28 protein-coding genes and 2 tRNA genes are annotated in these 25,323 nt (G+C 62.0%); 17 read left to right on the forward strand and 13 right to left on the reverse strand.

Annotated features, from left to right (window positions below):
- Positions 1 to 17 precede the first annotated feature (17 nt).
- The 4 genes from OSJ75_RS15830 (at position 18) to OSJ75_RS15845 (ending at position 3,249) form a co-directional block, all read left to right on the forward strand.
- Complete coding sequence (locus OSJ75_RS15830; protein ID WP_250018271.1) at positions 18 to 1,214, forward strand: AI-2E family transporter; 1,197 nt, start codon at positions 18 to 20, stop codon at positions 1,212 to 1,214.
- Positions 1,215 to 1,247: 33 nt separating this feature from the next.
- Positions 1,248 to 1,937, forward strand: coding sequence for a DnaA regulatory inactivator HdaA (gene hdaA, locus OSJ75_RS15835; RefSeq protein WP_250018270.1), 690 nt, complete (start codon positions 1,248 to 1,250; stop codon positions 1,935 to 1,937).
- A gap of 137 nt (positions 1,938 to 2,074) precedes the next feature.
- Positions 2,075 to 2,893, forward strand: coding sequence for a serine/threonine protein phosphatase (locus tag OSJ75_RS15840; RefSeq protein WP_267228698.1), 819 nt, complete (start codon positions 2,075 to 2,077; stop codon positions 2,891 to 2,893).
- A gap of 125 nt (positions 2,894 to 3,018) precedes the next feature.
- Positions 3,019 to 3,249: a hypothetical protein gene (locus tag OSJ75_RS15845; protein WP_250018268.1), complete on the forward strand. Its 231-nt coding sequence runs from the start codon at positions 3,019 to 3,021 to the stop codon at positions 3,247 to 3,249.
- 122 nt (positions 3,250 to 3,371) lie between these two features.
- Here OSJ75_RS15845 and OSJ75_RS15850 read toward each other — a convergent pair whose 3' ends face one another.
- Positions 3,372 to 3,899, reverse strand: coding sequence for an EF-hand domain-containing protein (locus OSJ75_RS15850; protein WP_267228699.1), 528 nt, complete (start codon positions 3,897 to 3,899; stop codon positions 3,372 to 3,374).
- Between the two features lie 126 nt (positions 3,900 to 4,025).
- Positions 4,026 to 4,637 (reverse strand): TetR/AcrR family transcriptional regulator, encoded by a 612-nt coding sequence (locus OSJ75_RS15855; RefSeq protein ID WP_267228700.1) that lies wholly within the window; start codon positions 4,635 to 4,637, stop codon positions 4,026 to 4,028.
- Between the two features lie 620 nt (positions 4,638 to 5,257).
- Here OSJ75_RS15855 and OSJ75_RS15860 point away from each other — a divergent pair.
- Positions 5,258 to 5,815: a DUF308 domain-containing protein gene (locus tag OSJ75_RS15860; protein ID WP_267228701.1), complete on the forward strand. Its 558-nt coding sequence runs from the start codon at positions 5,258 to 5,260 to the stop codon at positions 5,813 to 5,815.
- A gap of 6 nt (positions 5,816 to 5,821) precedes the next feature.
- On the opposite strand, the gene OSJ75_RS15865 is transcribed toward OSJ75_RS15860, so the two are convergent.
- From OSJ75_RS15865 to OSJ75_RS15880, 4 genes are all read right to left on the reverse strand, one after another.
- Positions 5,822 to 5,898 (reverse strand) — tRNA-Arg (locus OSJ75_RS15865).
- Positions 5,899 to 5,936: 38 nt separating this feature from the next.
- On the reverse strand, positions 5,937 to 6,242 hold the full coding sequence (locus OSJ75_RS15870) for an ETC complex I subunit (RefSeq protein WP_267228702.1): 306 nt from the start codon (positions 6,240 to 6,242) through the stop codon (positions 5,937 to 5,939).
- A gap of 70 nt (positions 6,243 to 6,312) precedes the next feature.
- Positions 6,313 to 6,389: transfer RNA gene (locus OSJ75_RS15875), tRNA-Pro, on the reverse strand.
- A 120-nt stretch (positions 6,390 to 6,509) separates the two neighbouring features.
- The gene (locus OSJ75_RS15880) at positions 6,510 to 7,586 is read right to left on the reverse strand and encodes an ROK family protein (protein WP_267228703.1); all 1,077 of its coding nucleotides are present in this window, start codon (positions 7,584 to 7,586) and stop codon (positions 6,510 to 6,512) included.
- A gap of 166 nt (positions 7,587 to 7,752) precedes the next feature.
- Between OSJ75_RS15880 and OSJ75_RS15885 the strand changes: the two genes are divergently transcribed.
- On the forward strand, positions 7,753 to 8,049 hold the full coding sequence (locus OSJ75_RS15885) for a hypothetical protein (protein ID WP_267228704.1): 297 nt from the start codon (positions 7,753 to 7,755) through the stop codon (positions 8,047 to 8,049).
- A gap of 7 nt (positions 8,050 to 8,056) precedes the next feature.
- On the opposite strand, the gene chrA is transcribed toward OSJ75_RS15885, so the two are convergent.
- On the reverse strand, positions 8,057 to 9,244 hold the full coding sequence (chrA, locus tag OSJ75_RS15890; RefSeq protein WP_267228705.1) for a chromate efflux transporter: 1,188 nt from the start codon (positions 9,242 to 9,244) through the stop codon (positions 8,057 to 8,059).
- A gap of 139 nt (positions 9,245 to 9,383) precedes the next feature.
- Between chrA and OSJ75_RS15895 the strand changes: the two genes are divergently transcribed.
- On the forward strand, positions 9,384 to 10,370 hold the full coding sequence (locus OSJ75_RS15895) for an MlaD family protein (protein ID WP_267228706.1): 987 nt from the start codon (positions 9,384 to 9,386) through the stop codon (positions 10,368 to 10,370).
- A gap of 5 nt (positions 10,371 to 10,375) precedes the next feature.
- Here the strand turns inward: OSJ75_RS15895 and OSJ75_RS15900 are convergent, their stop codons facing one another.
- Together OSJ75_RS15900 and OSJ75_RS15905 are read right to left on the reverse strand one after the other, a co-directional pair.
- Positions 10,376 to 10,549, reverse strand: coding sequence for a hypothetical protein (locus OSJ75_RS15900; RefSeq protein WP_267228707.1), 174 nt, complete (start codon positions 10,547 to 10,549; stop codon positions 10,376 to 10,378).
- Between the two features lie 508 nt (positions 10,550 to 11,057).
- The gene (locus tag OSJ75_RS15905; protein ID WP_250018259.1) at positions 11,058 to 11,393 is read right to left on the reverse strand and encodes a hypothetical protein; all 336 of its coding nucleotides are present in this window, start codon (positions 11,391 to 11,393) and stop codon (positions 11,058 to 11,060) included.
- Between the two features lie 322 nt (positions 11,394 to 11,715).
- On the opposite strand from OSJ75_RS15905, the gene OSJ75_RS15910 reads away from it, so the two are divergent.
- Positions 11,716 to 12,054 carry a hypothetical protein gene (locus OSJ75_RS15910; RefSeq protein ID WP_250018258.1) on the forward strand — a complete coding sequence of 113 codons (339 nt, stop codon included), beginning with the start codon at positions 11,716 to 11,718 and terminating at the stop codon, positions 12,052 to 12,054.
- Between the two features lie 155 nt (positions 12,055 to 12,209).
- On the opposite strand, the gene OSJ75_RS15915 is transcribed toward OSJ75_RS15910, so the two are convergent.
- Positions 12,210 to 12,596 (reverse strand): DUF305 domain-containing protein, encoded by a 387-nt coding sequence (locus OSJ75_RS15915; RefSeq protein ID WP_267228708.1) that lies wholly within the window; start codon positions 12,594 to 12,596, stop codon positions 12,210 to 12,212.
- 98 nt (positions 12,597 to 12,694) lie between these two features.
- Positions 12,695 to 13,864, reverse strand: a complete 1,170-nt coding sequence (locus tag OSJ75_RS15920) for a cystathionine beta-lyase (protein ID WP_267228709.1) — start codon at positions 13,862 to 13,864, stop codon at positions 12,695 to 12,697.
- An 88-nt stretch (positions 13,865 to 13,952) separates the two neighbouring features.
- Between OSJ75_RS15920 and OSJ75_RS15925 the strand changes: the two genes are divergently transcribed.
- The 7 genes from OSJ75_RS15925 to OSJ75_RS15955 all read left to right on the forward strand — a co-directional run bounded on the left by OSJ75_RS15925 (position 13,953) and on the right by OSJ75_RS15955 (position 19,867).
- Complete coding sequence (locus tag OSJ75_RS15925) at positions 13,953 to 14,732, forward strand: phosphatase PAP2 family protein (RefSeq protein ID WP_267228710.1); 780 nt, start codon at positions 13,953 to 13,955, stop codon at positions 14,730 to 14,732.
- A 282-nt stretch (positions 14,733 to 15,014) separates the two neighbouring features.
- Positions 15,015 to 16,043 carry an amino acid ABC transporter substrate-binding protein gene (locus OSJ75_RS15930; RefSeq protein ID WP_250018254.1) on the forward strand — a complete coding sequence of 343 codons (1,029 nt, stop codon included), beginning with the start codon at positions 15,015 to 15,017 and terminating at the stop codon, positions 16,041 to 16,043.
- Positions 16,044 to 16,156: 113 nt separating this feature from the next.
- The gene (locus tag OSJ75_RS15935; RefSeq protein WP_250018253.1) at positions 16,157 to 17,350 is read left to right on the forward strand and encodes an amino acid ABC transporter permease; all 1,194 of its coding nucleotides are present in this window, start codon (positions 16,157 to 16,159) and stop codon (positions 17,348 to 17,350) included.
- A 2-nt stretch (positions 17,351 to 17,352) separates the two neighbouring features.
- The gene (locus OSJ75_RS15940) at positions 17,353 to 18,510 is read left to right on the forward strand and encodes an amino acid ABC transporter permease (protein WP_267228711.1); all 1,158 of its coding nucleotides are present in this window, start codon (positions 17,353 to 17,355) and stop codon (positions 18,508 to 18,510) included.
- A 12-nt stretch (positions 18,511 to 18,522) separates the two neighbouring features.
- Entirely contained in the window at positions 18,523 to 19,326 is an 804-nt protein-coding gene (locus OSJ75_RS15945) for an amino acid ABC transporter ATP-binding protein (RefSeq protein ID WP_323748388.1), read from the forward strand.
- A 101-nt stretch (positions 19,327 to 19,427) separates the two neighbouring features.
- Positions 19,428 to 19,703, forward strand: coding sequence for a hypothetical protein (locus OSJ75_RS15950; protein WP_267228712.1), 276 nt, complete (start codon positions 19,428 to 19,430; stop codon positions 19,701 to 19,703).
- A gap of 5 nt (positions 19,704 to 19,708) precedes the next feature.
- On the forward strand, positions 19,709 to 19,867 hold the full coding sequence (locus OSJ75_RS15955) for a hypothetical protein (protein WP_267228713.1): 159 nt from the start codon (positions 19,709 to 19,711) through the stop codon (positions 19,865 to 19,867).
- A 6-nt stretch (positions 19,868 to 19,873) separates the two neighbouring features.
- Here the strand turns inward: OSJ75_RS15955 and OSJ75_RS15960 are convergent, their stop codons facing one another.
- Together OSJ75_RS15960 and OSJ75_RS15965 are read right to left on the reverse strand one after the other, a co-directional pair.
- Positions 19,874 to 21,121, reverse strand: coding sequence for an FAD-dependent monooxygenase (locus OSJ75_RS15960; protein ID WP_267228714.1), 1,248 nt, complete (start codon positions 21,119 to 21,121; stop codon positions 19,874 to 19,876).
- The gene (locus tag OSJ75_RS15965; RefSeq protein WP_250018248.1) at positions 21,118 to 21,363 is read right to left on the reverse strand and encodes a zinc-finger domain-containing protein; all 246 of its coding nucleotides are present in this window, start codon (positions 21,361 to 21,363) and stop codon (positions 21,118 to 21,120) included. The genes OSJ75_RS15960 and OSJ75_RS15965 overlap by 4 nt, the downstream gene beginning before the upstream one ends.
- A 175-nt stretch (positions 21,364 to 21,538) precedes the next feature.
- Between OSJ75_RS15965 and OSJ75_RS15970 the strand changes: the two genes are divergently transcribed.
- Together OSJ75_RS15970 and ppx are read left to right on the forward strand one after the other, a co-directional pair.
- Complete coding sequence (locus OSJ75_RS15970; RefSeq protein ID WP_267228715.1) at positions 21,539 to 23,737, forward strand: RNA degradosome polyphosphate kinase; 2,199 nt, start codon at positions 21,539 to 21,541, stop codon at positions 23,735 to 23,737.
- On the forward strand, positions 23,734 to 25,242 hold the full coding sequence (gene ppx / locus OSJ75_RS15975; protein ID WP_250018246.1) for an exopolyphosphatase: 1,509 nt from the start codon (positions 23,734 to 23,736) through the stop codon (positions 25,240 to 25,242). The genes OSJ75_RS15970 and ppx overlap by 4 nt, the downstream gene beginning before the upstream one ends.
- The last annotated feature ends 81 nt before the right edge of the window (positions 25,243 to 25,323 follow it).

Below are 25,323 nucleotides of genomic sequence, written 5' to 3' on the forward strand. Positions count from 1 at the left end.
AACGGGATGAGCAGGCGATGACCAAAGCACCAAGCAAGGCCGTGGCGGCGAAGAAGCCGGTCGTTCCGGAGGAAGTCGCCGAACGCGACATCCATGTCGAAGTACAGCTGAATTCCTTTGCGAGCGACATACGCCGCCAGGCCATCTTCTGGACGCTGGCAATGATCGTCTTCGCGCTGTTTCTGTTCGTCTTTTCGTCGATCCTGCTGCCCTTCGTCGCCGGCATGGTGCTGGCCTACTTCCTTGATCCGGTGGCCGACCGGCTGCAGCGGCTCGGCCTGTCGCGCTTGCTGGCGACGATCGTCATCCTCGTGCTCTTCCTCGTCACCTTCGTGCTGCTGCTGATCCTGCTCGTGCCGATCCTCGCCTCGCAGATGAGCGACTTCATCGCCCGGCTGCCGAGCTATGTCGCGCGGTTGCAGGAGCTCATCGCCAATCGGGACTCGCAATGGCTGAAGGATTTCATCGGCGTCGACGCCTCGGTCATCCGCAACAGCCTCGACTCGCTGCTGCAGCAGGGCGCCGGCTTCCTGACGACGCTGCTCCAGTCCATCTGGAGCTCCGGCAAGACGCTGATCGACGTGGTTGCGCTCTTCGTGGTCACGCCCGTCGTCGCCTTCTACATGCTGCTCGACTGGGACCGGATGGTGGCGAAGATCGACCAGCTGGTGCCGCGCGAGCATGTCTATACCGTGCGCGGCATCGCGCGCGACATGAACAAGGCGATCGCCGGTTTCGTGCGCGGGCAGGGCACCGTGTGCCTGCTGCTCGGCATGATCTATGCGGCGGGGCTCACCATCGTCGGTTTGAATTTCGGCCTGTTGATCGGCCTGTTCGCCGGGCTCATCAGCTTCATCCCCTATGTCGGCTCCCTTGTCGGGCTGCTGGTGGCGCTGGGCGTCGCCCTCGTGCAGTTCTGGCCGGAATGGGGCCATATCGTCGGCGTCGCGGTCGCCTTCGGCGTCGGCCAGTTCATCGAGGGCAATATATTGCAGCCGAAGCTCGTCGGCTCCTCCGTCGGGCTTCACCCGGTCTGGCTGATGTTCGCGCTCTTCGCCTTCGGCTCGCTCATGGGCTTCACCGGCATGCTGATCGCCGTGCCGACGGCGGCCGCCATCGGCGTGCTGGTGCGCTTCATCATCAGCCGCTACCAGCGATCCCCGCTCTACACAGGCGAATTCCGCAAAAATGACGAGCCGAAACAAATCGGATGACAGTGGCGTAATCCTGGCTGTATTTGTTCGCGCATGACCAACAGCAATTCCCGCCAGTTGCCGCTCGATCTCGGCCATGAACCCGGCTTTTCGCGCGACGATCTCATCGTATCGAGCGCCAACATGGCGGCAGTCGACATGGTGGATCGCTGGCCGGCCTGGATATCGCCCGTCGTCATCATTGCCGGCCCGACCGGCTCCGGCAAGACGCATCTGGCCTCGGTCTGGCGGGCCGAGGCGGCGGCGAGGGTGGTCGATCCGCGCGATATCGGCGCCGCGGTCGGCGAAAGCGGGCCGTTTCTCATCGACGATATCGGCCTCGGCACGCTCGACCAGTCCGGCCTGTTTCACCTGATCAACAGCGTTCGCCAGAATGGCTCGACGCTGCTGATGACCTCGCGCCTGTGGCCGGCGAACTGGAAGGTCACGCTGCCGGACCTCGCCTCGAGGCTGAAGGCGGCGACGACGGTCGAGATCGGCGAGCCGGACGACGCGCTCCTGTCCGGCGTCCTCTACAAATTGTTCGCCGACCGGCAGATCGCGGTCGATCCCTCGGTGATCGGCTTCCTCGTCAGCCATATCGAGCGCTCGCTTTCGACCGCAAACCGGGTCGTCGAACGTCTCGATCGCGTCGCGCTGGAAAAGAAGTCGCGGATCACCCGCGCCCTGGCGGCGAGCGTGATCACCGCCTTCGACGAAGGGCAATCGGTGCTCGACCTTTGACGATGTGCCGCGAGCGAATGTTGCACGAATGCAATATTGTTACAAATTTGTCATAAAGCGTGATCTGGACTCTTCAAGCTACGGATTTGATGGGATAAAATAGCCTGATCGAAGTTTTGATCGGATGATTTGCATCGATGGCCGTGGATTCGGGCATATTGGCGGAAGACGACATCCGGGCGCTGCTGCAGGCCGCGCTCGATCTGCGCCGCCGCGTCCAGCGGGTCGAACTGACGGACCGGGCGGTGTGGCTCAAGCGCCATGGCACCGAACGGACGCTGGTCGGCGCGCATTGCCAGCGCGTGCTCGCGGCCATCCTGCCATTTGCCTTTCTGCGGCCGTCGCCGCGTCTTTCGGCTGAGGACATGGTGCGGCGGGAAAGGGCGCAGATCGAGGCCTTCCGGCACAGCGGCTTCGCGACGCCGCAGATCGTCTGCGCGCTGGGCAACATGCTGGTGCTGTCGGACATGGGCGAATCCGTTGCCGCCCGGCTGACGCAGATCTCCGGCGATGCGGAGGCCTGCAAGGCGCTGCTCAGCCGCTGCGCGCATGAACTCGGCCGCGTGCACGCCGCCGGTCTCTGCCATGGGCGCCCGCATCCGCGCGACATGTTCTTCGCCGGGGAGCGGATCGGCTTTCTCGATTTCGAGGAGGACCCTGCGGCCGTCATGCCGCTGGCCACCGCCCAGGCGCGCGACATATGGCTTCTTGCCCTGCATATAGCGCCGCTGGGCGCGTCGGCGGTGGAGGCTGCCTATTCGGTCTGGCGAAGCGTGGCGCCGGCCGCGGCAGCGGAAGAATTGCGCAAGATGGTGCAGACCATGCGGCCATTCCTGCCCGTCGCCCAGGCGATCCATCGTTTCGCCACCGCCAAGGACGTCTATCGTTTTGCCATCGCCACCCATGCGCTGCTGCTGCTGGTGACGGCGGATTTCGACCCTGGCCTGCTTCCCTGAGCCTGCTTTCGTCAGCCTGCATCCCCGAACCCGCCGATCCTTCCTGCCCGCCTGCCTGTCTGGCCCCGGTGGCGCAACCGAATGCGGCCGGATGAGTTTAACAACAAAGGATGGAGGGAAGGTCGATGCAGCACGATGAGGCCGGCACGGGCCGGAAGCCGGCATTGAAGGAGGGCGATACCGTCGAAGTCCTCAGGGCGCGCCGGGAAGACAGGCCGGGCTCGCCGCAATCGGACAATTGGGTGAAGGCGAAAGTCGTCGCCAATTCGGACGATTGCCTGACCGTGAGCTACGGCGAAGGCGAACCGGAAGTGATCCCGTGGAAATCGGGGCGGATCAAGGGCCACGAGCACTAGTGGGAATGGCTTTCGAGCGATTTCAATAGCTTGGTGCTGAAATGTGAATCGGGATGTGAGCGTAAATGCAAATGCCGGCGGCGGCTCGACTGGAGGCCGCCGCCGGCATGTGTCAGGGGCGCTTACTGCTTCGCCGCGCCGCGCTCGTGCTGCCTGTGCTCGCCGCGATGATGGCCCTTGTGGAAGCGCTTGCCGTGGCGCAATTCCTTGCCTTCCAGCTTGCCGTCGTCGTTGCGGTCCATCAGCGCAAAGCGCTTGGCCTTCTGCTTTTCCACTTCGGCGATTGTCACGGTGCCATCGCCATCGACGTCGAGACGCTTGGTCATGCGCTGCACCTGCCGCTCGACGATGCGCTTCATCGCCAGTGCTTCCATTTCTTCCTGCGACAGCTTGCCGTCGCCGTCCTTGTCGGCTTCCTTCAGCCGGTCCGCATTGGAAAACTCGGCAAGATCGACCGAGCCGTCCTTGTTGCTGTCGAGCTTTGCCTGCCTATGCGGAGGCTGGCCTTGCGGGGCCTGGCTCTGTTGTGCCGGTTCGGATTTCGTCTGGTCGTTCGCCGCCGCCGGCGCCGGGTCCTGCGCAAATGCGCCGCCAAGTGCAAACACGGTCAAAAAGGTTCCCGAAAGAACAAGGGCCATAATCCGTTTCATGCTTGTCTCCTCAAGGTTGCGCGAGCTTGATCTGCTCTCGTGGCTAGACATTAGAGGGCGCAAAATGAACGGGAGATGACTGCCGCATTACAAATCCGTAATGAAAACAAGGTGTTCGGCGCAGGTCTATAGCGCGGTCAAGCGCGGCCGTCCGCCGGGACGCTTCAGGAGCTTTGCCAGTTGCGCATCGACGATGCTGGCGAAGACTTGCGGATCGCCGAAGGTTCGCGCCGACAGCATTGCGCCATGTACCGACGCCATCAGCACCTGCGCTTCGTCTTGCGGGCGCTTGTCGAGCTGGAACAGGTCCTGGTCCAGCCCCGCCTGCAGCACCGATGCCAGCCATTGCGCCAGTGTGTCGAAATGGCCGCGGACCCGCGACGCCACCGCCTCCGGCAGCATCTGCATCTCGCAGGCCAGCATGGCGCAAACGCAGAAGGGCATGGAATTGTCGCGGATGCAGCCCTGCCAGAAATTCAGGTAGGATTGCAGGCATTGGCGGGGCTCGGGGAATTGCGCCCGCAGCGCTTCGAGCCCGGCATCGACCTGCTGGCGATAGCGATCGACCAGCGCCGCGACGAGCTCGGCCTTGGTCGGGAAATGATGGTGAATGCTCGCCTTCCTGATGCCGACGGCAGCGGATATATCGGCATAGCTGAAGCCGTTATAGCCGCCGGCGATGATGAGCGCCTGCGCCACATCGAGGATCTTGTCCGAGGTCGAAGCCGTTGATTGCATGGGCCCTGCCTACCTGTTGATAGGTAGGTGAGTCAAGCCGATGCCTGCATTCGATGCCGCATTCAAGAGATCGCACAAGCCTTGTTGCGTGCTTCTTCTATGCAACACACGTCCCTCCTTGGGGGATAAGTGGTAACTTATCCCACCACTTTGAAACCGGGTTATTCTGCACAAATCCTTTCCAGTGGGGGAGCAGCTTCCGGTGCTGTTTCGATTGCTGGGGAAGGATGGCGTTGCCGGATAGTCGGAAGTGACAAACCCGATTATCCAGCAAACTGCAGAAGGAAACGGAGGTAGCGCTTCGTTTTCCGGGTTGTTGCGTCTGACAAACGCAGGAACAGCAGGCAAAGACGTCGCGGGCGGTCTTCGGACCTCGACCCTGATTATAATACTGACGCGCTGAAGACCGCCCGTCTCCCCCCATTTTCAATGACCAGACGCGATTTCGCGGGCGTGGTGCGGATTTTCCGTATCCAGCATCTCCAACAAGGGATTGCACGCAACAACAGCGATGCAATCGCCCAATCACAACGCGCATCGCAAGCCAGCCATTCCCAGCCAATTGACGGCGGCTCAAAAACAACCTACTAGTAGGTAGGTAATCAACAAGGAAGCTGTCGATGCAAACCCAAACTCTCGAGCAGTCCAACTGGCTGCGGTCCTATTATCTGGTACGGGCGCTGTTCTCCTGCGGCTGGATCGCCGCGGCCATTCTCACCAGCGGCCAGTCGCACCTCGCGGCGGCGCTGCTGCTGATCTATCCGGCCTGGGATGCCGTCGCCAATCTCGCCGATGCGCGGGCGAATGGCGGCATGAGGGCGAGCCCTTCGCAGGCATTGAACGTGGCGGTGAGCACCGTCACGGCGCTTGCCGTGCTTATCGCGCTCAACAGCAGCATGTATGCCGTCCTTGCCGTGTTCGGCGTATGGGCGATCCTGTCGGGCCTGTTGCAGCTCTATACCGGGGTAGGGCGCTGGCGCCAGTATGGCGCGCAATGGGCCATGATCCTCAGCGGCGGCCAGTCGGCGCTGGCCGGGGCGTTCATGATCAGCCGGTCGATCGGCCCCAATGTGCCGTCGATACTCGACATCGTTCCCTATGCGGGCTTTGGCGCGTTCTATTTCCTGCTGTCGGCGGTCTGGCTTTTCGTCATGCCTCGTCGGAGCGCGGCCGCTTGAGGGGAGTGGCGATCCCGACTGGATTCGAACCAGTGACCGTCGGCTTAGAAGGCCGGTGCTCTATCCAGCTGAGCTACGGGACCGAAATGCCGGCGGCGTCATGCGCTGCCGGCTGGCAAGTTCAATGTGTCCAGGGCTGCTTGCGGTCGAAACGGAAGTTTTCCGAGTAGGATACGACGCGGCGGCGCACTTCCTTCGGCTCCTGGACGCTGTAGGCGATGCCGTTCTTCTCCGCATAGGCCACCGCTTCTTCCTTCGTGTCGAAGCTGAGCGTGATCTGGCTTTTCATGTCGCCGGAAGACGTATACCCCATCAAAGGCTCCACCCGGCGCGGCTGCTCCGGTTCGAACTCGAGCACCCAGTGCTCGGTCTTGGCCTTGCCCGATTGCATGGCGGTCTTGGCGGGGCGGTATATGCGGGCTGTCATTGAAGAAATCCTCTGTCTGCAATCCCAATATATTACAGGCTTCAATCCGGTTCCAGCAGCCGGTCTCAAATGGTCGGAGCGGCAGGATTCGAACCTGCGACCCTCTGGTCCCAAACCAGATGCGCTACCAGGCTGCGCTACGCTCCGTCCGTCTTGGACGGTGATTTCCCTAGAGTCTTCGCCGGAGGAAAGCAATAGGCCAGGCATGGAAAATGCCGGTAAAGACCAACAAATGCGCCGCTGCGACAAGAAGTGCACCCGTCGCGCCTAGTTCTCCGGCCTGTTGGTGAAGCGGGCATTGCCGAGCCCGGTGCCGATCGTCAGCACGCCCCAGCGCTTCACGTCGCGCATGAACGGGCTTTGCGAGAGGCCCTGAACCACGGCGTCATTGTGCATGATGATGAAGGTGTCATGGCCGGCGATCCGGGGAATGCCCTTCATGATCTCGCGCGGCAGGTTGAATGCCTCGCTCTCCCAATTGCCGCCGGGCAGGTTCTGGCCGCCGGTCCTGATCGAGCCGTCGGGCTCGATCTCGCCCGGGCAGGCAATGCCGATCAGCGGCGCCACGTCGAGTTTTTCCCGCTTGGCCTTCGCCAGCAGCGACTGGATCATGTCGACGAGGCGCTCCACCGCCGTCTTGCGGCTCGGATCGTCCTCGGCATGCTTCCAGTGTTCGGCGCTCGTCACGCGCGCCTTCGAAAGGTCGGGCGCCTTCTTCAGCCTGGTTTCGACGATGCCGGCGCGGATGTTCGTCCCGCCTATGTCGACGCCGATCATGGCTTCATGCCCTTCCAGCATCCAGGCCGGCATGAGATGGGCCGCGCCGATGAGGCCCGCTTCGTCGGGGTGATGGACGATCGGCCGCAGCTGCAGCTTCACGCCATCCGCATGCAGGCGGCCCATGGCGCGGGCAATGGCCAGCTGGCCCATTATGCTCTGCTTGGTGCCGCCGCCAACGACGATGCGCTCGGTGTTCTTCCAGCTCTTTTCTTTAAGAAAGCGGCGCAGGACATGGGCGAGCTCGGCGGAAAAATCATCCGCCGCCGCCAGCACCAGCGCCGCCGCCTCCATGTCGTCACCCTCGATGAAGGCGTTGATGTCCTTCTTGGACATGTCCTCGGTCGGGTCGTCGCCGAGCGGGTCCCTGCCATCCTTGCGATAGCGCTTGCGCCACTCCTCGACCTTGTCCTGCAGCGCGGATTTGCTCGCCCTGTCGCCGAGAAAGCCGTTACTGTCCCTGATGCGCAGATTGTAGCTGTCGACGCTGACGCCCGGCAGCAGCGCCGCCCCATGCTCCATCGGCGTCGTCCTGCCTGTTGCCTGATCCTGGTCGAGCTTGGCCATCAATATCCTCTCGAGGTTTGGGCGAGGTTTGGGAATGAGGGGAGAACGCTTCGATCCTGCGGCGGTTCCGCTTCCCGTCTCCGGTCTCAAAATGCCGGGAGCGATGGCACAAAATCGCGCTTGCGGCGTTGCTCTCTCAAAGGTCCGTTCGAAACAGGAGAAGCAGATGCCGACGCTCGAATTCGACGATGAGGAGACATCCGCGCTCAAGCAGTTCTATGCCAGGGCCTCGGAGCAGGTCGCACAGGGCTCGCAAACCCATCTGCCGGCGGTCTTCGCCACGATCGCGCCGCTGATCGATTCGATACGGCCGAACCGGCCGGTCGAAATCGATGTCGACGACATTAGGACGCTGGCCGAAGCCTTCGATGTCGGGCAGAGCCTGGATGAAAAGACCAGCGCCCGGGATGATGGCCCGGCAAGGCGGCTGCAGGGCAAGCTGATGCGCGCGGCGAAATCCTGAGCCGCGATCAGTAGAACGCCACCCCCGCGAGCGCCAGCGCCACCACGATGCTCCAGGAGGGGGCCTTCAGCACGACGAGGGCGAGGAAGCCCGCCGCCGCCAGCGCGATGTCCAGCGGGCCGAGAACGGCGGTCGTCCAGACCGGACTGTAGAAGGCGGCGGCCAGCAGCCCGACCACGGCGGCATTGGCGCCCTTCATGCCGGCCTGCGCCAGCGGCGAGCCGCGAACGCCGCGCCAGAACGGCAATGTGCCGTAGACGAGCAGCAGCCCGGGCAGGAAGATCGCCACCAGCCCGACCATGCTGCCTGCGACCCCCGCCGGAGGTTGGCCGGCGACGGCGCCGAGATAGGCCGCGAAGGTGAAGAGCGGCCCCGGCACCGCCTGCGCCGCGCCATAGCCGGCAATGAAGGCTTCCCCATTCACCAGTCCCGTATCGACAAAGGCCGACTGCAGCAGCGGCAGGACCACATGGCCGCCGCCGAAGACCAGCGCGCCGGAGCGATAGAAGGCGTCGAACATGAAGAGCAGGCTATCCGGGCCGGGCCGGAGCGCCGCCGGCACCACCAGCAGCAGGCCGAACAGCGCCAGCGCCACGAGGCCATGCCTGCGGCTGAAGCCGAAGCCCGGTACCGAAACCTGCTTCAGCGCGTCGCCCCGGCACAGCAGCATGCCGAGCAGCCCGCCGGCGGCGATCAGCACCATCTGCATTGCCGCATTGTCGAGGAGCAGCGCGGCGGCACAGGCGGCAATTGCGATCGCCGCCCGTGTCAGGTCCGGGGTGAGGGTGCGCGCCATGCCGAACACCGCCTGCGCGACGATCGAGACCGCCACCAGCTTGAGGCCGTGCAGCAGGCCGGCCCCGACGGGACCAGCAAGGCTGGCCGCGCCATAGGCAAAGGCGAGCATCAGCAGGGCGGAGGGAAGCGTGAAGCCGACCCAGGCCGCCAGCCCGCCGGCCAGCCCGCCGCCGCGCACCATGCCAAGCACGAAGCCGAGCTGGCTCGATGCGGGGCCGGGCAGGAACTGGCACAGCGCGATATATTCGGCAAAGGCGGCATCGCCCAGCCATTTGCGGCGCAGGACGAATTCGTCCCTGAAATAGCCGATATGGGCGACGGGCCCACCGAAGGAGGTGAGGCCGAGTTTCAGAAAAGCGGTGAAAACTTCCCGCAGCGATCCTGCGTTTTCCATCATACCCCATGCCCCGGAACCGTTGGCTGACACTGATCAGCCTTCGGCGACGGCGGTCAAGCGCAAATCGGTTTCGCCATTGATTTGCTGTCATCGATGGCGGTAATGAGAGGTGCTGTTTTAACGGAGCCGCCCGCCTTTAATGGAAACCAAGGCCAATTACCTGCTTGTCGCGGTTTTCAGCGTGGTCGTGCTGCTTCTCGCCGCCGGCTTCTTCTACTGGATCGGCCGCTATGGCGATTCGCAGGACAAGACGATGCTCGAAATCCGCGTGCCCGGCTCGGTATCCGGCCTCAGCAACCGGGGGCCGGTCTATTTCAACGGCCTTCAGGTGGGGCAGGTCCGGCGCATGTTCATCGACGAGCGCAACCCGGATGCGATCATCGTGCAGACCGAGATCGATTCCGCAACGCCGATCACGCGATCGACGAAAGCCAGCCTGAGCTTCCAGCTGTTGACCGGCACCGCCTGGATCGAACTGACGGGCGGCAAGGCCGACGAGCCGAACCTGCTGGCGGCGGCTGCGGCGGAAGACCTCGTTGCGCGGATCGATATCGACCCGGCCTCGCTCAAGACCCTGGTCCAGACCGCGCAGGACTGGATCGATCGCGCCGAAGAGGTCACCGACCTTACCGAGAAATATCTCGCCGACACGCGCGGCCCGCTGCTCGAAAGCATCAACCAGGCCAAGCAATTCACCGACGGGCTGGCCGACAGCACCGCCATGATCGAGGATTACGGCCAGCGCGCGCAGAAGCTCGAAACGCTGGCGCATGACGCGCGCGAGGTGGTGCAGAGGATCAATTCGGCCTCGTCGCAGGTCGACGAGAAGCTGGTCCAGATCGACAGGCAGCTTTCGAACGACAAGGACAGCATGGTCTCGCAGATCCGCACCAGGCTGCAATCCTACCGCCAGCAGGCGAAGGAACTGAACGAGACGATGACGGGGCTGACGGCAAGGCTCGGCACCCTGACCGGCGAGCGGCTGCGCAATGCCCAGCGCGTCATTTCCGATAGCCGCCGCTCCGTCGAAAGGATCGAGCGCGCGGTGCGGGATTTCCAGGACGATCCGTCCAAGCTGATCTTCGGCGAGGATGACGGCGTGCCGACCTATTCGCCGCGCCGGTAAGGCTTTTAGCGGCCATAATACCGGCCGAGATAGAGCACGATCGGGACAATGATCATGAAGACGATCAGATAGCCCCAGATGGACGTCAGATATGGCGCATATTCATCCCGCTCGCGTCTCTCCGGATCATCCATCACCAACCGTTGCCCCGCACGTGCCGCTGCCCGGCCCGTGACCATGTAAATCCGGCAAAGGGCGTGGCTCCGGCAAGCGTTGCCGATCCGGCAAGGAGGCTGTGCAGCCCTCGATGGCAGGGGGATTGAAGTCGAGCCGACCCGCCGCCGTGTGGCGGTCGAGACGCCGCACGGCTTTGCCGGTTATGGTATCGAGCATGCTTTTATCGGGAAGCAGGTCTGTCCGATCGGACATTTCTACTTCGAATGTTGCTTGAAACGCCGATGCGTAAAACCGCCCTTGGCGCGCCTTAAAATATCCGACAACCTGTTCGGGTTGGTCGTTTTCGGAGGTATTTCGGAACGTACTTTCTGCAATATCTGCGGCGTTGCGCAGTTGGCATTATGGGGCGTGTGAAGTGTCGCTTCTCCCATGTTTGTCACTCCCTGAGAAGAACATACACCGGTCTAGACCGGAAAGAGTAATCCACCCGTAAACCGTCAAATTACGCCTGATTGTTTGGCGACACAATAGAATTCGGCGGCGGAAGCGTTCACCGTCCGAAATCGACCATCACGATGGCGTGGAGGTGCATTTGCGCCGGTCTATGGAGCGCGTCATCGCCTCCGCCTGACCCTGCAGCGCACCGGCGCGCTTCTCGTTCTTGTTGCGGTAATCGGGGAGTACCGGACCGAAGCCGGTAACGACGTCCGGGTCGCGATAACCCTTGCCATTCGTAAGGCGGCTGACTTCGCTGACAGCCTGGTCGCGCTGTGCCACGAGGCTGGCGCATTCGACATTGTCGTAGTGCAGCGATGAAATCTTCTCGCTGTCCAGCTGCCCCTGAATATTGCCGCAACCCGCCAGGAGGGTGGTGAGAAGGATCACCGGAGCGTATTTCATTGTCATGTGGATGTCCTCGTAGGCAGCGGGGTTCGATGGGCAGCGGGACATGAATGATGCACCGGAACCGATTTGGCAAGGATTTATGCTGCGGCGCGATTCGCGGCGCATGGTATAAGCATAGATATCAGTTGTTTGCCCTCCTCGCATGAATCTCGACTTTAATATCTTTGGTTAATGCTCCCGCCAAGGCTGGATTAAATCAATAAAGTCTAGCGAAGTAGTGGTGATTAGACACTTTGTCCTTGCGGAGACAGGGGGTCGGCACGTATGATTCTCATTCCGGGAGCCCCCGGCAATAGTGCAACACAAAAGTGAGGAGACAGGAATGCCTGGTTTGCTGCACCCACTTCATGAAGGCCACGCGCCTATCATCTTGCATAATGCCTTTCAGGACGCGATCGATGCCCTGGAGGATTGGGAACTCGGTAGGGACGAGCCTGTAATCGACATAAACGAGAAGCAGGTTGCCATCAGCACCGTGTTTCGGCGCCTATGGAGTTGCACCGATATTCTTCCCGCGCGTACGCTTGCCGTCGTCGAGGATCTTCTGCCGTTGCGCTCGGCGGAGTTCAAGGTCGGAAGCTCCACCTATGCCGACGCCGCCTATAGTCTCTGGCAGCTCTGCCTGCAGAAACGCGCCGCAAGCAGCGAAATGCGCCAGTAGTTTTGCAAGAGTAGCTTTGCAAGACGAGTGACCTGGTAGGGTCGCGTGAGCGTCTGAGCTCGCAAGGGACGCAAGAGTTTCGAAACTGACGACACCCGCTGGCATCCGGCGGGTGTCGTCATGTCTGGCGGGTAGTCCATGGCAAAGTACGGTTTCTAGCCGCCATTCCTGTCGAGCCAGGCCTGCATGTCCTTGATCTCGGCTTCCTGGGCGGCAATGATCGTTTCCGCCACCTTGCGGATGTGCTCGTCCTTGCCGTGCTCCAGTTCGACCTTCGCCATGTCGATGGCGCCGCGATGATGGGCGATCATGCCGCGCACGAAATCCTTGTCGGCATTGCCGCTATATTCGATATCCATTTCCTTGTGCATCCTGGCATTGGCCGCCGCGAAAGCCTTCGAGGCGGCCCCCTGGTCGCCCTTCTGGCTCGCCATCGCGTCGGGCTGGGCCATCTTGTGGCCGCTATGGTCCTGCGCGGCAGCGGTGGCAATCGTGGCGATCATGGCGATTGCTGCGATGGAAGGGAGAAGTGCCTTGGTCATGATATGCTCTCTCTTGTTGGTCTGGACCCGCCGACTGGCTTAGCAGCGCCGCCCATCAAACCGAATTCAATTTCTCTTGTGCCCGGGTTCCCTTGTGCTCAGGCCGGTCGCGACAGTCGAAGCGCTTCGCCGATGTCTTCGATCAGGTCTTCCGCATCCTCCAGCCCGATCTGCAGGCGGATCAACGGCCCGCCATAGGATTGTCCGGTCAAGGTGCGGTCGGATAGCCGGACCTGCAGCGCAAGGCTCTCATATCCGCCCCAGGAATAGCCGAGGCCGAACAGCTGCAGCGCGTCGAGGAAAGCGTGAGCCCGCTCGCCGCTGCCCTTCAGCACGAACGAGAAAACCCCGCCCGCGCCGGTGAAATCGCGCTTGAACAGTTCATGTCCCGCATGGCTCGGCAGCCCCGGATGCAGCACCTCGATCACATCCTGCTGCTGCTCCAGCCATTCGGCGATCCTGAGCGCGCTTTGCGCATGGCGCTCCATGCGCACGCCCATGGTGCGCAGGCCGCGCAGGACCTGGTAGGCGTCGTCGCCATTGGCGCAGATGCCGAGCGCCCTGTTGGCGGCCTTGATGGCCGGGAAACATTCGGCATTGGCCGAGACCGATCCCAGGATGATGTCGGAATGCCCGCCCGGATATTTGGTCAGCGCATGAATCGAAACATCAACACCGAAGTCCAAAGCCTTGAAATGAATCGGCGTCGCCCAGGTATTGTCCATCATGACGATGGCCCCGGCGGCATGGGCCTTTTCGGCGATCGCCGGGATATCCTGGATTTCGAACGTGTTCGAGCCCGGCGATTCGGTGAAGACGACGCGCGTATTCGGCTTGATGAGCTCCGCAATGCCGGCGCCGGCCAGCGGATCGTAATAATCCACCGCCACGCCGAAGCGCTTGAGCATGGTGTTGCAGAAATGGCGGGTATTGCCATAGCAGCTGTCGACCATGAGCAGATGGTCGCCGGGCGACAGGAAGGCGAGGAGGGGCAGGGTCACGGCGGCAAGCCCTGATGGGACCAGTATGGTGCCGGCGGAGCCTTCCATCTCGTCTATCGCGCTGCAAAGCGCCCGCGTCGTCGGCGTGCCATGGGTGCCGTAGGTATAGGTCTGGTTCTCGCTCGCCATGGTCCTGGCGTCCGGGAAAAGCACAGTGGAAGCATGGACGACGGGCGGATTGACGAAACCATGATAGTCCTGCGGATCGTATCCACTATGGGCAAGCCGGGTGTTGAGGCCGAGTTTCTTGCGGGCTTGCTTCTGCATGGGAGGGTCTCCAAATAGGCGGACGGGCTATGTTTGATAGCCTATTGTCGATAATCGCACAGCCCGTGCGTTGCAACAGGAGAAGGATTTGAACGCAGGCGGAGGAGGCATCGGCGAGCGGTTGAAATATGTGACGCGCCGCTATGTACACGCATTGACGGCGCGCCCGGCGGACTGGGCCGATCCGGCATGGACAGGCGGAATGACGATGGCGGTGGCCTTCATCGTCTTTCTCATCCTGGCGGTGCATCCCTATGACGAGTTCCTGTCGCGGACCTTCACCGCGGACGACCACCCGATGCGCAACCTGCGGTATGTCACCGATATCGGTCTCTCCAAATGGTATGTGGTGCCGGCCTTCTCGATCGCGGTCTGCCTCATCGCCATCGACTGGAAGTCGCTGCCGCCCTCGCGCAGCGCAAGGCTGGCCATCGTCTATTCGCAGGCCACCTACGCATTCTGGGCCATTTCCGCCGCCGGCACGCTCACCGCCATCGTGAAATACCTCATCGGCAGGGCGCGGCCGGCCTTCATCGACAGCTGGGGCACCGGCTACTTCTCGCCCTTCGCCGGCGGCGATGACTGGGCGAGCTTTCCGTCCGGCCATTCGACCACCATGGGTGCCGTCGGCTGCATCCTGGCATTGTGGTTTCCACGCTGGCGATTGCCGATCCTCCTCGCGACCATGGGCATCGCCTTCACGCGGCTGATAGCCCGGGCGCATTATCCGACCGATATCATCGCCGGCTACAGCGTCGGCTTCTTCGTCGCCATCGCCATGGCCCGCTTCCTCGCCAATCGCCGCATAGGTTTCCGGGCGCGGAAAGCCAGGCTCTGGCCTGCGGTGCGCCGGGGCCAATTGCACTGAGCGGCGGTGCGCGCATCAGGTGCGATTCGAACATTTGCAACCGTTTTTAGGCCCAACTGGACGGATTTGAACATAAGTTCGGCGAAAATCTACTTTGTAAGCAGTGTTTTCCGCCAGATTGCTTGAATATTGGGCAAAGATTATGCCTTGACCAAACCCGCAGAATGGCCTTCGATAGATGGGTGAATGGGAGAGGTGTTGGGGCCTCCGGAATGTGGGGCAATCCAGTCCATCAAAGTTTCTCTCTGGGAACCGGTAAAACAACTAAAGGGCAAATCAATTATGAAAAATTCCGTTTTGAAGGGTGCGCTGGCTGCCTCCGCGCTGGTCCTTCTCGCCAATGCAGCTTCGGCGGCCACGCTCGACGACGTGAAGAAGAAGGGCTTTCTTCAGTGCGGCGTCAACACCGGCCTCGCAGGCTTCGGTGCGCCGAACGACAAGGGTGAATGGTCCGGTTTCGACGTCGATTATTGCAGGGCCGTAGCAGCCGCCATCTTCGGCGACGGCACCAAGGTCAAGTTCACGCCATTGTCCGCGAAGGACCGCCTGCCTGCACTGCAATCCGGCGAGATCGACGTCCTGATCCGCAACACGACCTGGACGCTGAGCCGCGACACGCAGGGCTTCGACTTCACGGGCGTCAACTATTATGACGGCCAGGGCTTCATGATCAATTCGAAGAAGCTCTCGGGCATCAATTCGGCGCTGCAGCTTTCCGGCGCTTCGGTCTGCGTGCAGGCCGGCACCACGACCGAGCTCAACCTCGCCGATTATTTCCGCACCAACAAGATGGAATATAATCCGGTCGTCTTCGAAAAGCTGGAAGAGGTCAACGCCGCCTATGATTCGGGCCGCTGCGATGCCTATACGACCGACCAGTCCGGCCTTTACTCTATCCGCCTGACGCTTTCCGCGCCGGACGATCACGTCGTCCTGCCGGAGATCATCTCGAAGGAGCCGCTCGGACCTGCCGTGCGCCAGGGCGACCCGCAATGGGCCGACATCATTCGCTGGACCCATTACGCGCTGCTGACGGCGGAAGAGCTCGGCATCACCAAGGCCAATGTCGACGAGGTCAAGAATGGCGACAATCCCGAGATCAAGCGCGTGCTTGGCCAGGAAGCCAATACCAAGCTCGGCACCGATCTCGGCCTGACCAATGACTGGGTCGTCAATGTCGTCAAGGCCGTCGGCAATTACGGCGAGCTCTTCGAGCGCAATATCGGCGCCGGCAGCCCGCTGAAGATCGCCCGCGGCATCAACGCCCAGTGGAGCAAGGGCGGCCTGCAATACGCTATCCCGATCCGGTAATCATCGCCGGCCGATCGCGAAACGGGAGAGGGGGCTCGCCTCCTCTTCCTCCAAGGACGACGAAACAACAATAATAAATAAAAACAAGAATATACCGAAGAAATGAGGGGTAGATGGCATCGCAGGAGATTGCGCCCGTCGGCAGCGGCGGCGATAAGACATCGCTATTGAACGACCCGAGAATCCGCGGCTATTTCTTTCAGATACTGGCGCTCGCCGCCATTGTCGGCCTCGGATACTGGATCGTCCACAACACTATCGAGAATCTCCAGCGGGCCAGGCTGGCCACCGGTTTCGGGTTTCTGAACGGCCGTTCGGGCTTCGACATCAGCAGCCATCCGTTCACCGCCTATTCGAGCGATTCGACCTTTGCCCAGGCATTGTGGGTCGGCGTGCTGAACACGATGACGGTCGCCGTCGTCGGCATCGTCACCGCCACCATCATCGGCTTCATCGTCGGCATCGGCCGGCTCTCGCACAATTGGCTGATCCGCAAGCTGTGCACCGTCTATGTCGAGGTTTTCCGCAATGTGCCGCCATTGCTGGTCATCTTCTTCTGGTATCTCGGCGTGCTTTCGGCGCTGCCCCAGGCGCGCCAGAGCATCGATCTGCCTTTCGGCACCTATCTCAACAATCGCGGCTTCTTCCTGCCCTCCATCGTGCCGAGCACGGGGCTGACGCTGGCAGGGATCGGCCTCATCGCCGGTATCGTCGGCGCGCTGCTGGTGCGCCGCTGGGCTCACAGGCGCCAATTGGCGACGGGGCAGACCTTTCCGGTGGGACTGACGGCCCTCGGCCTCATCATCGGCCTGCCGCTCCTGGCCTTCATCCTGAAGGGCTTCCCGACATTCGATTATCCGATCCTCGGCAATTTCAACCTGCGCGGCGGCACCCATGTCGGGCCGGAATTCATGTCGCTCTACCTGGCGCTGTCGTTCTATACCGCGTCGTTCATCGCCGAGATCGTGCGTGCCGGCATTCGCGGCGTCGGCAAGGGGCAGAGCGAGGCGGCGCATGCGCTCGGGCTGCGCGCCGGGCCGACGACCCGCCTCGTCGTGGTGCCGCAGGCGATGCGGATCATCATTCCGCCGCTCACCAGCCAATATCTGAACCTGACCAAGAATTCGTCGCTTGCAGTCGCCATCGGCTATCCGGATCTGGTGGCCGTCGGCGGAACGATCCTCAACCAGACCGGCAGGTCGATCGAGGTCGTCGCCATATTCATGATCGTCTATCTCAGCCTGAGCGTGCTGACATCGCTGTTCATGAACTGGTTCAATGCCAAGATGGCACTGGTGGAGCGCTGACCATGACCGATACCAATCTCAGTTTCGTCCGCCAGGAAATGCTTCAGGGCCAGACACCGCCGCTGGCGGAGCGCGGCGTCGTCAGGTGGATGCGGACCAATCTCTTCGCCACCCCTGTCGACGCGGTGCTGACGATCATCGCGGCGCTCGCGCTGGTCTATTTCGTGCCGCCGGTGTTCAACTGGCTGTTCGTCGAGGCGGCTTGGGTCGGGACGGATCGCTCCGTCTGCTCCACCACGGCCCAGGGCGGCATCCAGCCGGAGGGCTGGTCCGGCGCCTGCTGGGCCTTCGTCAATGCCAATTTCAACCAGTTCATGTATGGGCACTATCCGGTGGACCAGCGCTGGCGGGTGAACCTTGTCGGCGTGCTCTTCGTGCTGCTGCTCGTGCCGCTGCTCATCCCGAGGGTGCCGCACAAGGTGCCGAATGCGATCGCCTTCTTCTTCGTCTTCCCGATCGTTGCGTTCTTCCTGCTCGTCGGCGGCCGCTTCGGCCTGCCCTATGTGGAAACCGCGTCCTGGGGCGGACTGCTGGTAACGCTGGTCATTTCCTTCGTCGGCATTTCCGTCTCGCTGCCGCTCGGCATAGCGCTGGCGCTCGGGCGGCGTTCGAAGATGCCGGTCATAAAGCTGCTCTGCGTCATCTTCATCGAGATGGTGCGCGGCATCCCGCTCATCACCGTGCTGTTCATGGCGAGCTACATGCTGCCGCTGTTCCTGCCGCCGGGCGTCACCTTCGACAAGTTCCTGCGTGCGCTCATCGGCGTCGCGCTCTTCGCCTCGGCCTATATGGCGGAGGTGGTGCGCGGCGGCCTGCAGGCAATCCCCAAGGGGCAATATGAGGGCGCGGAATCGCTCGGCCTCGGCTATTGGCAGAAGACGGGCCTGATCATCCTGCCCCAGGCCCTGAAGCTGGTGATCCCCGGCATCGTCAATACTTTCATCGGCCTGTTCAAGGATACGAGCCTCGTGTCGATCATCAGCATGTTCGACCTTCTCGGCACGGTGCGCCAGCACTTTTCGGATGCGAACTGGGCGTCGCCGCAGACGCCGCTGTCCGGGCTTATCTTTGCCGGTTTCATCTTTTGGATTTTCTGCTTCGGCATGTCGCGCTATTCGATTTTCATGGAAAATCGCCTCGACACTGGCCATAAACGTTAGGAGCTTCGCATAATGACAACAGAAAACGTTATTGACCCGGAAGAACTGCAGGTCGACCGCTCGCTGCTGCAGGTGTCGAAGACCGATATTGCCGTCGATATCGTCAATATGAACAAGTGGTATGGTGACTTTCACGTGCTGAAGGACATCAATCTGCGCGTGATGCGCGGCGAGCGCATTGTCGTCGCCGGCCCTTCCGGTTCCGGCAAATCGACCATGATCCGCTGCATCAACCGGCTGGAGGAACACCAGAGCGGCAAGATCATCGTCGATGGCATAGAACTGACCAATGATCTGAAGAAGATCGACGAGGTGCGCCGCGAGGTCGGCATGGTGTTCCAGCACTTCAATCTCTTCCCGCACCTGACCATCCTCGAAAATTGCACGCTGGCGCCGATCTGGGTGCGCAAGATGCCGAAGAAGAAGGCCGACGAGATCGCGATGCACTATCTCGAGCGCGTCAAGATCCCCGAGCAGGCCAACAAATATCCGGGCCAGCTATCGGGCGGACAGCAGCAGCGCGTGGCGATTGCCCGTTCGCTCTGCATGAACCCGCGCATCATGCTGTTCGACGAGCCGACCTCGGCGCTCGATCCGGAAATGATCAAGGAAGTGCTGGATACGATGGTCCAGCTCGCCGAAGAAGGCATGACCATGGTCTGCGTCACCCACGAAATGGGTTTTGCGCGCCAGGTCGCCAACCGCGTCATCTTCATGGATCAGGGGCAGATCGTCGAGCAGAACGCGCCGGCCGAGTTCTTCGACAATCCGCAGCATGAGCGGACGAAGCTCTTCCTCAGCCAGATCCTGCACTAGACCTGCTCCGGCAGGCGCATATGTTGCAGCGGCCCGCGTGGCCGCTGTTTTTTCAGATTTGATTTATTGATTTTCATTCAGGCATTCCGACGAGTTTTCCCATGATCGAGCACGTTAATGAAGCCACGCGCGAGCAGCTGCAAGCACTCAAGGCGCTGGACAGATTGCGCAATAACGAGATCCAGAAATATGTGGCCGCCGCGCTGGACAGGTTTTCCACTGCGGCGGCAGTCATCGGTGTTCTTACACCCGTGACCAATATGATCACGACCGGGGTCGGGCCTCGTTCTCAAATTGCCGTCATGGTCGGCAGTGCGCTTCTATCGACGGTTTTTCATGCTTGTGGTAGGCTGGTCTTGAACAAGGGGTTGGAATGATGGTGATGGACTTCACGACTAGCATGCTCTGCAGCGCCGTCAGCACTATCCTGGTGGCGTGCTTTATGGTCTACGGCGCCATCAAGACCAAACAGGAAACCGATGCGCGGATCGCTTTGATCGACCGTGAATTGCAGCGGCGCGCCGAGCAGGCCGCGGAATAGCCAGCGCTATTTGTTTCGCGCCTCCGCGTCATAGCCATAGAGCCAGTCCAGCCCTTCCAGGAATTTCTCCGGCTTGCGCATGCGCAGCAGGGTGTTTCTCGCCAGCGCCATCGGTCCGCGCGCGTGATAGGCGAGGCGGTTGAGCGCGCCGCGCCGCGCCACGGCCTCGACCCGGCCGGTCCGCTGTGCGGAAAACTGTTCCAGCACGCGCTCGACATCGCGGTTCTGGCCGAGCAGCGCGGCGAGGGCGCAGGCATCTTCGATGGCCATGGCGGCGCCCTGTGCGGCGTAGGGAGGCATGGCATGGGCGGCATCGCCGATGAGGACGAGCCGCTTGCCGATCTTGAAGCGGCAGTGGCGCATCTCGAAAAGCTGCCATGGCGTCCACGGACCGGCTGAACGCAAGGCGCCGAGAATTGCCGGGTGCCAGCCGGAAAAATCCGCGCCGAGATCGGGTTCCGCCCGGGCGCGCGGGCGATCATCATGCCGGTCAGGCGCGACGGCGACGAAATTGATCATGTCGCCGGAGCGAACCGGATAGGCGATGAGGTGGGCGTCCGGCCCGGTCCAGGCGGTGATCTCGGGGGGCTCGGCGAGCAACGCCTTGAAGCTCGCGGGCAGGGCACCGGCCGGCACCGAAGCGCGCCACGCCACGGTGCCTGTCGGGCGGGCGCGGTGATGATCCTGCACGTTGCGGATCGCCGACCAGACGCCATCGGCGCCGACGAGCAGCGCGGCGCGGTGTTCCTCGATGCGGTCGTCATATTGCACGCGCACGATGACGCTCCCGGCATCGCTCTCATATTGCATCACCGCGGAGCGCAGCTGGATCGCGATGCGCCCGTCGCGGCGCGCGCGCTGCAAAAGCGCATTCTGCAGGTCTGCCCGGTGGCAGGCGAGGTAGGGCGCGCCCCAGCGCTCCCGCGCATGTTCGGCCATCGGCAGGCGCAGCAGCACCGAACCGGTGCGGCCGTCATTCAGGGATATTGCATCGGGTTCGACGCAGCGGGGGCCGAGGTCGCGCAGAACGTCCAGCCGGTCGAGCAGGCGCGTCGCATTGGGCGACAATTGCAGGCCGGCCCCGATTTCGGCGAGAGCCTCGCTCTTTTCGAATATCTGGACGCTGAAACCCTTGGCGGCAAGGGCGATGGCGAGAGTAAGGCCGGCAATGCCGGCCCCTGCTATGATGATCTGCTCAGGATTGGGATCGCGCCTGTTGCGTTCCGTCTTCAGGTCGATCAGTGCAGCGTTCAAGCGGCCTTTTCCACATAGATGCAGCCGTCCGGCACCGTCTGGTCGGCGGCAAGCGACGCATCGAAGCGATAGAGCGTCGAGCAATAGGGGCAGACCTTTTCATTGTCGTCGCCAAGGTCGAGGAAGACGTGCGGATGGTCGAAAGGCGGATTGGCGCCGACGCACATGAACTCCTTCACGCCCACTGCTATGCTGGCGTGACCTGCGCTGTTCTGGAAATGAGGAATGCTGTGTCCAGCCATGTTCTGCTCCTGAAACGTCTCGTCGGCAGCCTTTTCGCCTTATCCGACTTTTCATATGCTGCGGTTTGTATCATCCTGATTACGATTTCAAGACGATTGCTATCAAACTGTCAAAAGACTTCTTTATGGTGGGGTTCCAGTCCATCGGGATATATTTAATAATTTGGAGAGAATAATGAACGAGCAGTCACCAGCAATTCCGCAGCCGGTCGAGAATGTCGCATTGCCGGATTTGCATCTGAGCGTGGACCGCTTCGTAAACCGCGAGTTTTCGTGGCTGCAATTCAACCGGCGCGTGCTGGAAGAGGCGCATAATCACAATCAGCCGCTGCTGGAGCGCCTGCGCTTCCTTTCGATATCCGCCGCCAATCTCGATGAATTCTTCATGGTGCGGATCGCGGGCCTTGCGGGCCAGGTCCGGGCCGGCGTGTCGAGCCGCAGCGATGATGGCCGCACTGCCCAGGAACAGCTCGATTTCGTCATCGACGAGGTCAGCAAGCTGCAGGATGCCCAGCAGGTGCGGCTGACGAAGCTCCGGGACGAGTTGCTCGCCGAGAACATCGAGATCGTCCGCCCGGACAGGCTGACGCCGCAGGAGCAGAGCTGGTTGGAGGATCACTTCCTCGAGACCATCTATCCGGTGCTTACGCCGCTTGCGATCGATCCGGCACATCCATTTCCGTTCATCCCCAATCTCGGCTTCTCCATCGCCATGCTGCTCAACCGCAGCACCGACAACCGGCCGATGACGGCATTGCTGCGCCTGCCGCAGGCGCTGAAGCGCTTCATCCAGATACCGGACGATAGCGGGCGCTACCGCTTCCTGACGCTCGAAGACGCAATCGGCCTTTTCACCGGCCGGCTCTTTCCGGGCTATGAGGTGAAGGGCGCGGGCACGTTCCGGATCATCCGCGACAGCGATATCGAGGTGGAGGAAGAGGCCGAGGACCTGGTGCGCCTGTTCGAAAGCGCACTGAAGCGCCGCCGCCGCGGCCAGGTGATCCGCATCGAATTCGACGACGAGATGCCCGCGACCCTGCGCAGCTTCGTCGCCAGCGAACTTGGCGTGCCGGACAGTCGCATCAGCGTCCTTGGCGGCCTGCTGGCGCTCAACACCATCTCGGAAATCGTCTCCATTCCGCGGCCGGACCTCAAGTTCACGCCCTATAATCCGCGTTTTCCGGAGCGGGTGCGCGAACATGGCGGCGATTGCTTCGCCGCGATCCGCGAGAAGGACATCATCGTCCATCACCCCTATGAATCGTTCGACGTCGTGGTGCAGTTCCTGCGCCAGGCCGCGGCCGATCCGGACGTGGTCGCCATCAAGCAGACGCTGTACCGCACCTCGAACGACAGCCCGATCGTGCGCGCGCTCATCGATGCAGCCGACGCCGGCAAGTCCGTGACCGCGCTGATCGAACTGAAGGCGCGATTCGACGAGGAGGCCAATATTCGCTGGGCACGCGACATGGAGCGCGCCGGCGTCCAGGTCGTCTTCGGCTTCCTGGAACTGAAGACCCATGCGAAGATGTCGCTCGTCGTGCGCCGCGAGGAAAACAAGCTGCGCAGCTATGTGCATCTCGGGACGGGCAATTATCACCCCATCACCGCCAAGATCTATACGGACCTGTCATTCTTCACCTGCGAACCCTCGATCGGCCGGGACGTGGCGCAGGTCTTCAACTATATCACCGGCTACACGCCGCCTTCGGGCGAGATGCAGCTGGCCGTTTCGCCGATCACGCTGCGGCCGCGCATATTGCAGCACATCGCCGAGGAAATCGAACACGCCAAGGCCGGCCGCCCGGCTGCGATCTGGATGAAGATGAACGCCCTGGTCGATGCCAAGATCATCGACGCGCTCTACGAGGCGAGCAAATATGGCGTCGAGATCGACCTGGTGGTGCGCGGCATATGCTGCCTGCGGCCGCAGGTTCCGGGCCTTTCGGACAATATACGCGCCAAATCCATCGTCGGCCGCTTCCTCGAACACAGCCGCATCTTCTGCTTCGGCAATGGCCACGGGCTGCCCTCGGACAAGGCGCTGGTCTATTTCGGCTCGGCCGACATGATGACCCGCAATCTCGACCGACGGGTCGAGACGCTGGTGCCGATCACCAACGCAACTGTGCATCAACAGGTTCTTTCACAGATTATGCTGGCGAACCTCCTCGACAACCAGCAGAGTTACGAAGTATTAGCAGACGGAACTTCGCGGCGCATCGCACCCGCGGAGGGAGAAGACGCCTTTAACGCACAGGAATATTTCATGACCAATCCGAGCCTTTCGGGCCGTGGTAAATCTCTGAAGTCCTCGGCGCCCCGCCTCATCGCCCATCGCAAGCGTTCGCGAGCAAAATCAAAGCCTGCATGATTTCGGCTGCTCAGGGACGCGTCCAGGGACGCTCGCCGGCCGCTGTCATCGACATCGGCTCGAATTCGGTTCGTCTGGTGGTTTACGAGGGCGTCACCCGCTCTCCCACCGTCTTGTTCAACGAGAAGATCCTCTGCGGTCTTGGCAAGGGGCTGGTCAAGACCGGCAAGCTCAATGCCAAGGCCGTGCAGAGCGCCCTCAGGGCGCTCCGGCGGTTTCGGGCGCTGGCGGACCAGGCCGGCGCCGTCTCGCTCGACGTTCTGGCCACCGCCGCCGCGCGCGAGGCCGAGAACGGATCGCAATTCATCAAGGAAGCCGAAGCGATCGTCAAGGAGCCGATCAAGGTCCTGTCGGGGCGCGAGGAAGCCTATTATTCCGCGCTCGGGATCATCTCCGGCTTTCATGATCCGGACGGCATTGCCGGCGATCTCGGCGGCGGCAGCCTCGAACTCGTCGACGTCAAGGGCCGCAAGATCGGCGATGGCATAACCCTGCCGCTGGGCGGCCTGCGCCTGCAGGACATGTCGAATGGCGATCTCGGCGATGCGGTCTCCATCGCCCAGAAGAGCCTCGCCACGGCGAAGCTGCTGTCGAATGGCAAGGGCCGCGCATTCTATGCGGTCGGCGGAACCTGGCGAAACCTCGCCAAGCTGCATATGAGCGCCGAACATTATCCGCTGCATGTCATGCACAATTACGAGATCGACTTTGCCGAGGCGCAGCGCTTTCTCAAGCGCGTCGCCGCCGGCGATGTCGACAATATGCGCGGCATCGAGGATGTCTCGAAGAATCGGCGCGCGCTGCTGTCCTATGGCGCGATCGCCCTGCTCGAGACGATCAACCTGATGCGCCCGTCGAAGATCGTCTTCTCGGCGCTGGGCGTGCGGGAAGGGTTTCTCTATTCGCTGCTGCCCGAAAGCGAGCAGTTGCAGGACCCGCTGATCTCGGCGGCCGACGAGCTGGCGACGCTGCGTGCCCGCTCGCCCACCTATGCGCGCGAATTGGCGGAGTGGAGCGGCGATTCGTTCGCGGCGCTCGGCTACAAGGAAACCGAGGACGAGAAGCGCTACCGCCGGGCGGCCTGCCTCGTGGCGGATATCAGCTGGCGCGCCCATCCGGACTATCGCGGCTCGCAGTCGCTCAACATGATTTCCAATGCCGCTTTCATCGGTATCGATCATCCCGGCCGGGCCTATATCGCGCTGGCCAATTTCTTCCGGCACGAAGGCGTGGCCAACAGCGTTCCCGATCCCGACCTCGCTGCGATAGCCAGCCCGCGGCTGCTGGAATTCTCGCGGGTTCTCGCTGCCATCATGCGGATCAGCTATCCGTTCTCGGCATCGATGGCAGGGGTCGTGCCCAACCTGTCCTGGCGCAATGGTCCGGATGGTCTCGATCTCGTCATCAACAAGACCAAGGCGGATCTCATCGGCGACGTGCCGGAGGGCAGGGTGCAGCAACTGGCCAAGCTGACGGGCAAGACCATAAGGCTGGTCGTCGGCTAGAAGGGCCGTGCTGCTTGCCTTTGTCCTTGGGCGGCCCTGGGCGGCCTTGCCTGGGGCGACCTGTGTCCTTGGGCGGCCTTG

Source organism: Phyllobacterium sp. 0TCS1.6A (assembly GCF_026420825.1).
GTDB lineage: Bacteria > Pseudomonadota > Alphaproteobacteria > Rhizobiales > Rhizobiaceae > Phyllobacterium.

Coding starts and splice junctions, on each gene's coding strand:
- OSJ75_RS15965 (WP_250018248.1), bottom strand. CDS start 21,363: ATGGCTGGACACAGCATTCCTCATTTCCAGAACAGCGCAGGTCACGCC.
- OSJ75_RS15850 (WP_267228699.1), bottom strand. CDS start 3,899: ATGAAACGGATTATGGCCCTTGTTCTTTCGGGAACCTTTTTGACCGTG.
- OSJ75_RS15855 (WP_267228700.1), bottom strand. CDS start 4,637: ATGCAATCAACGGCTTCGACCTCGGACAAGATCCTCGATGTGGCGCAG.
- OSJ75_RS15930 (WP_250018254.1), top strand. CDS start 15,015: ATGAAAAATTCCGTTTTGAAGGGTGCGCTGGCTGCCTCCGCGCTGGTC.
- OSJ75_RS15840 (WP_267228698.1), top strand. CDS start 2,075: ATGGCCGTGGATTCGGGCATATTGGCGGAAGACGACATCCGGGCGCTG.
- OSJ75_RS15905 (WP_250018259.1), bottom strand. CDS start 11,393: ATGACAATGAAATACGCTCCGGTGATCCTTCTCACCACCCTCCTGGCG.
- OSJ75_RS15895 (WP_267228706.1), top strand. CDS start 9,384: ATGGAAACCAAGGCCAATTACCTGCTTGTCGCGGTTTTCAGCGTGGTC.
- OSJ75_RS15920 (WP_267228709.1), bottom strand. CDS start 13,864: ATGCAGAAGCAAGCCCGCAAGAAACTCGGCCTCAACACCCGGCTTGCC.
- OSJ75_RS15870 (WP_267228702.1), bottom strand. CDS start 6,242: ATGACAGCCCGCATATACCGCCCCGCCAAGACCGCCATGCAATCGGGC.
- ppx (WP_250018246.1), top strand. CDS start 23,734: ATGATTTCGGCTGCTCAGGGACGCGTCCAGGGACGCTCGCCGGCCGCT.
- OSJ75_RS15950 (WP_267228712.1), top strand. CDS start 19,428: ATGATCGAGCACGTTAATGAAGCCACGCGCGAGCAGCTGCAAGCACTC.
- OSJ75_RS15945 (WP_323748388.1), top strand. CDS start 18,523: ATGACAACAGAAAACGTTATTGACCCGGAAGAACTGCAGGTCGACCGC.
- OSJ75_RS15970 (WP_267228715.1), top strand. CDS start 21,539: ATGAACGAGCAGTCACCAGCAATTCCGCAGCCGGTCGAGAATGTCGCA.
- OSJ75_RS15955 (WP_267228713.1), top strand. CDS start 19,709: ATGGACTTCACGACTAGCATGCTCTGCAGCGCCGTCAGCACTATCCTG.
- OSJ75_RS15845 (WP_250018268.1), top strand. CDS start 3,019: ATGCAGCACGATGAGGCCGGCACGGGCCGGAAGCCGGCATTGAAGGAG.
- hdaA (WP_250018270.1), top strand. CDS start 1,248: ATGACCAACAGCAATTCCCGCCAGTTGCCGCTCGATCTCGGCCATGAA.
- OSJ75_RS15860 (WP_267228701.1), top strand. CDS start 5,258: ATGCAAACCCAAACTCTCGAGCAGTCCAACTGGCTGCGGTCCTATTAT.
- OSJ75_RS15880 (WP_267228703.1), bottom strand. CDS start 7,586: ATGGCCAAGCTCGACCAGGATCAGGCAACAGGCAGGACGACGCCGATG.
- OSJ75_RS15940 (WP_267228711.1), top strand. CDS start 17,353: ATGACCGATACCAATCTCAGTTTCGTCCGCCAGGAAATGCTTCAGGGC.
- OSJ75_RS15830 (WP_250018271.1), top strand. CDS start 18: ATGACCAAAGCACCAAGCAAGGCCGTGGCGGCGAAGAAGCCGGTCGTT.
- OSJ75_RS15900 (WP_267228707.1), bottom strand. CDS start 10,549: ATGGTCACGGGCCGGGCAGCGGCACGTGCGGGGCAACGGTTGGTGATG.
- OSJ75_RS15935 (WP_250018253.1), top strand. CDS start 16,157: ATGGCATCGCAGGAGATTGCGCCCGTCGGCAGCGGCGGCGATAAGACA.
- chrA (WP_267228705.1), bottom strand. CDS start 9,244: ATGATGGAAAACGCAGGATCGCTGCGGGAAGTTTTCACCGCTTTTCTG.
- OSJ75_RS15885 (WP_267228704.1), top strand. CDS start 7,753: ATGCCGACGCTCGAATTCGACGATGAGGAGACATCCGCGCTCAAGCAG.
- OSJ75_RS15915 (WP_267228708.1), bottom strand. CDS start 12,596: ATGACCAAGGCACTTCTCCCTTCCATCGCAGCAATCGCCATGATCGCC.
- OSJ75_RS15910 (WP_250018258.1), top strand. CDS start 11,716: ATGCCTGGTTTGCTGCACCCACTTCATGAAGGCCACGCGCCTATCATC.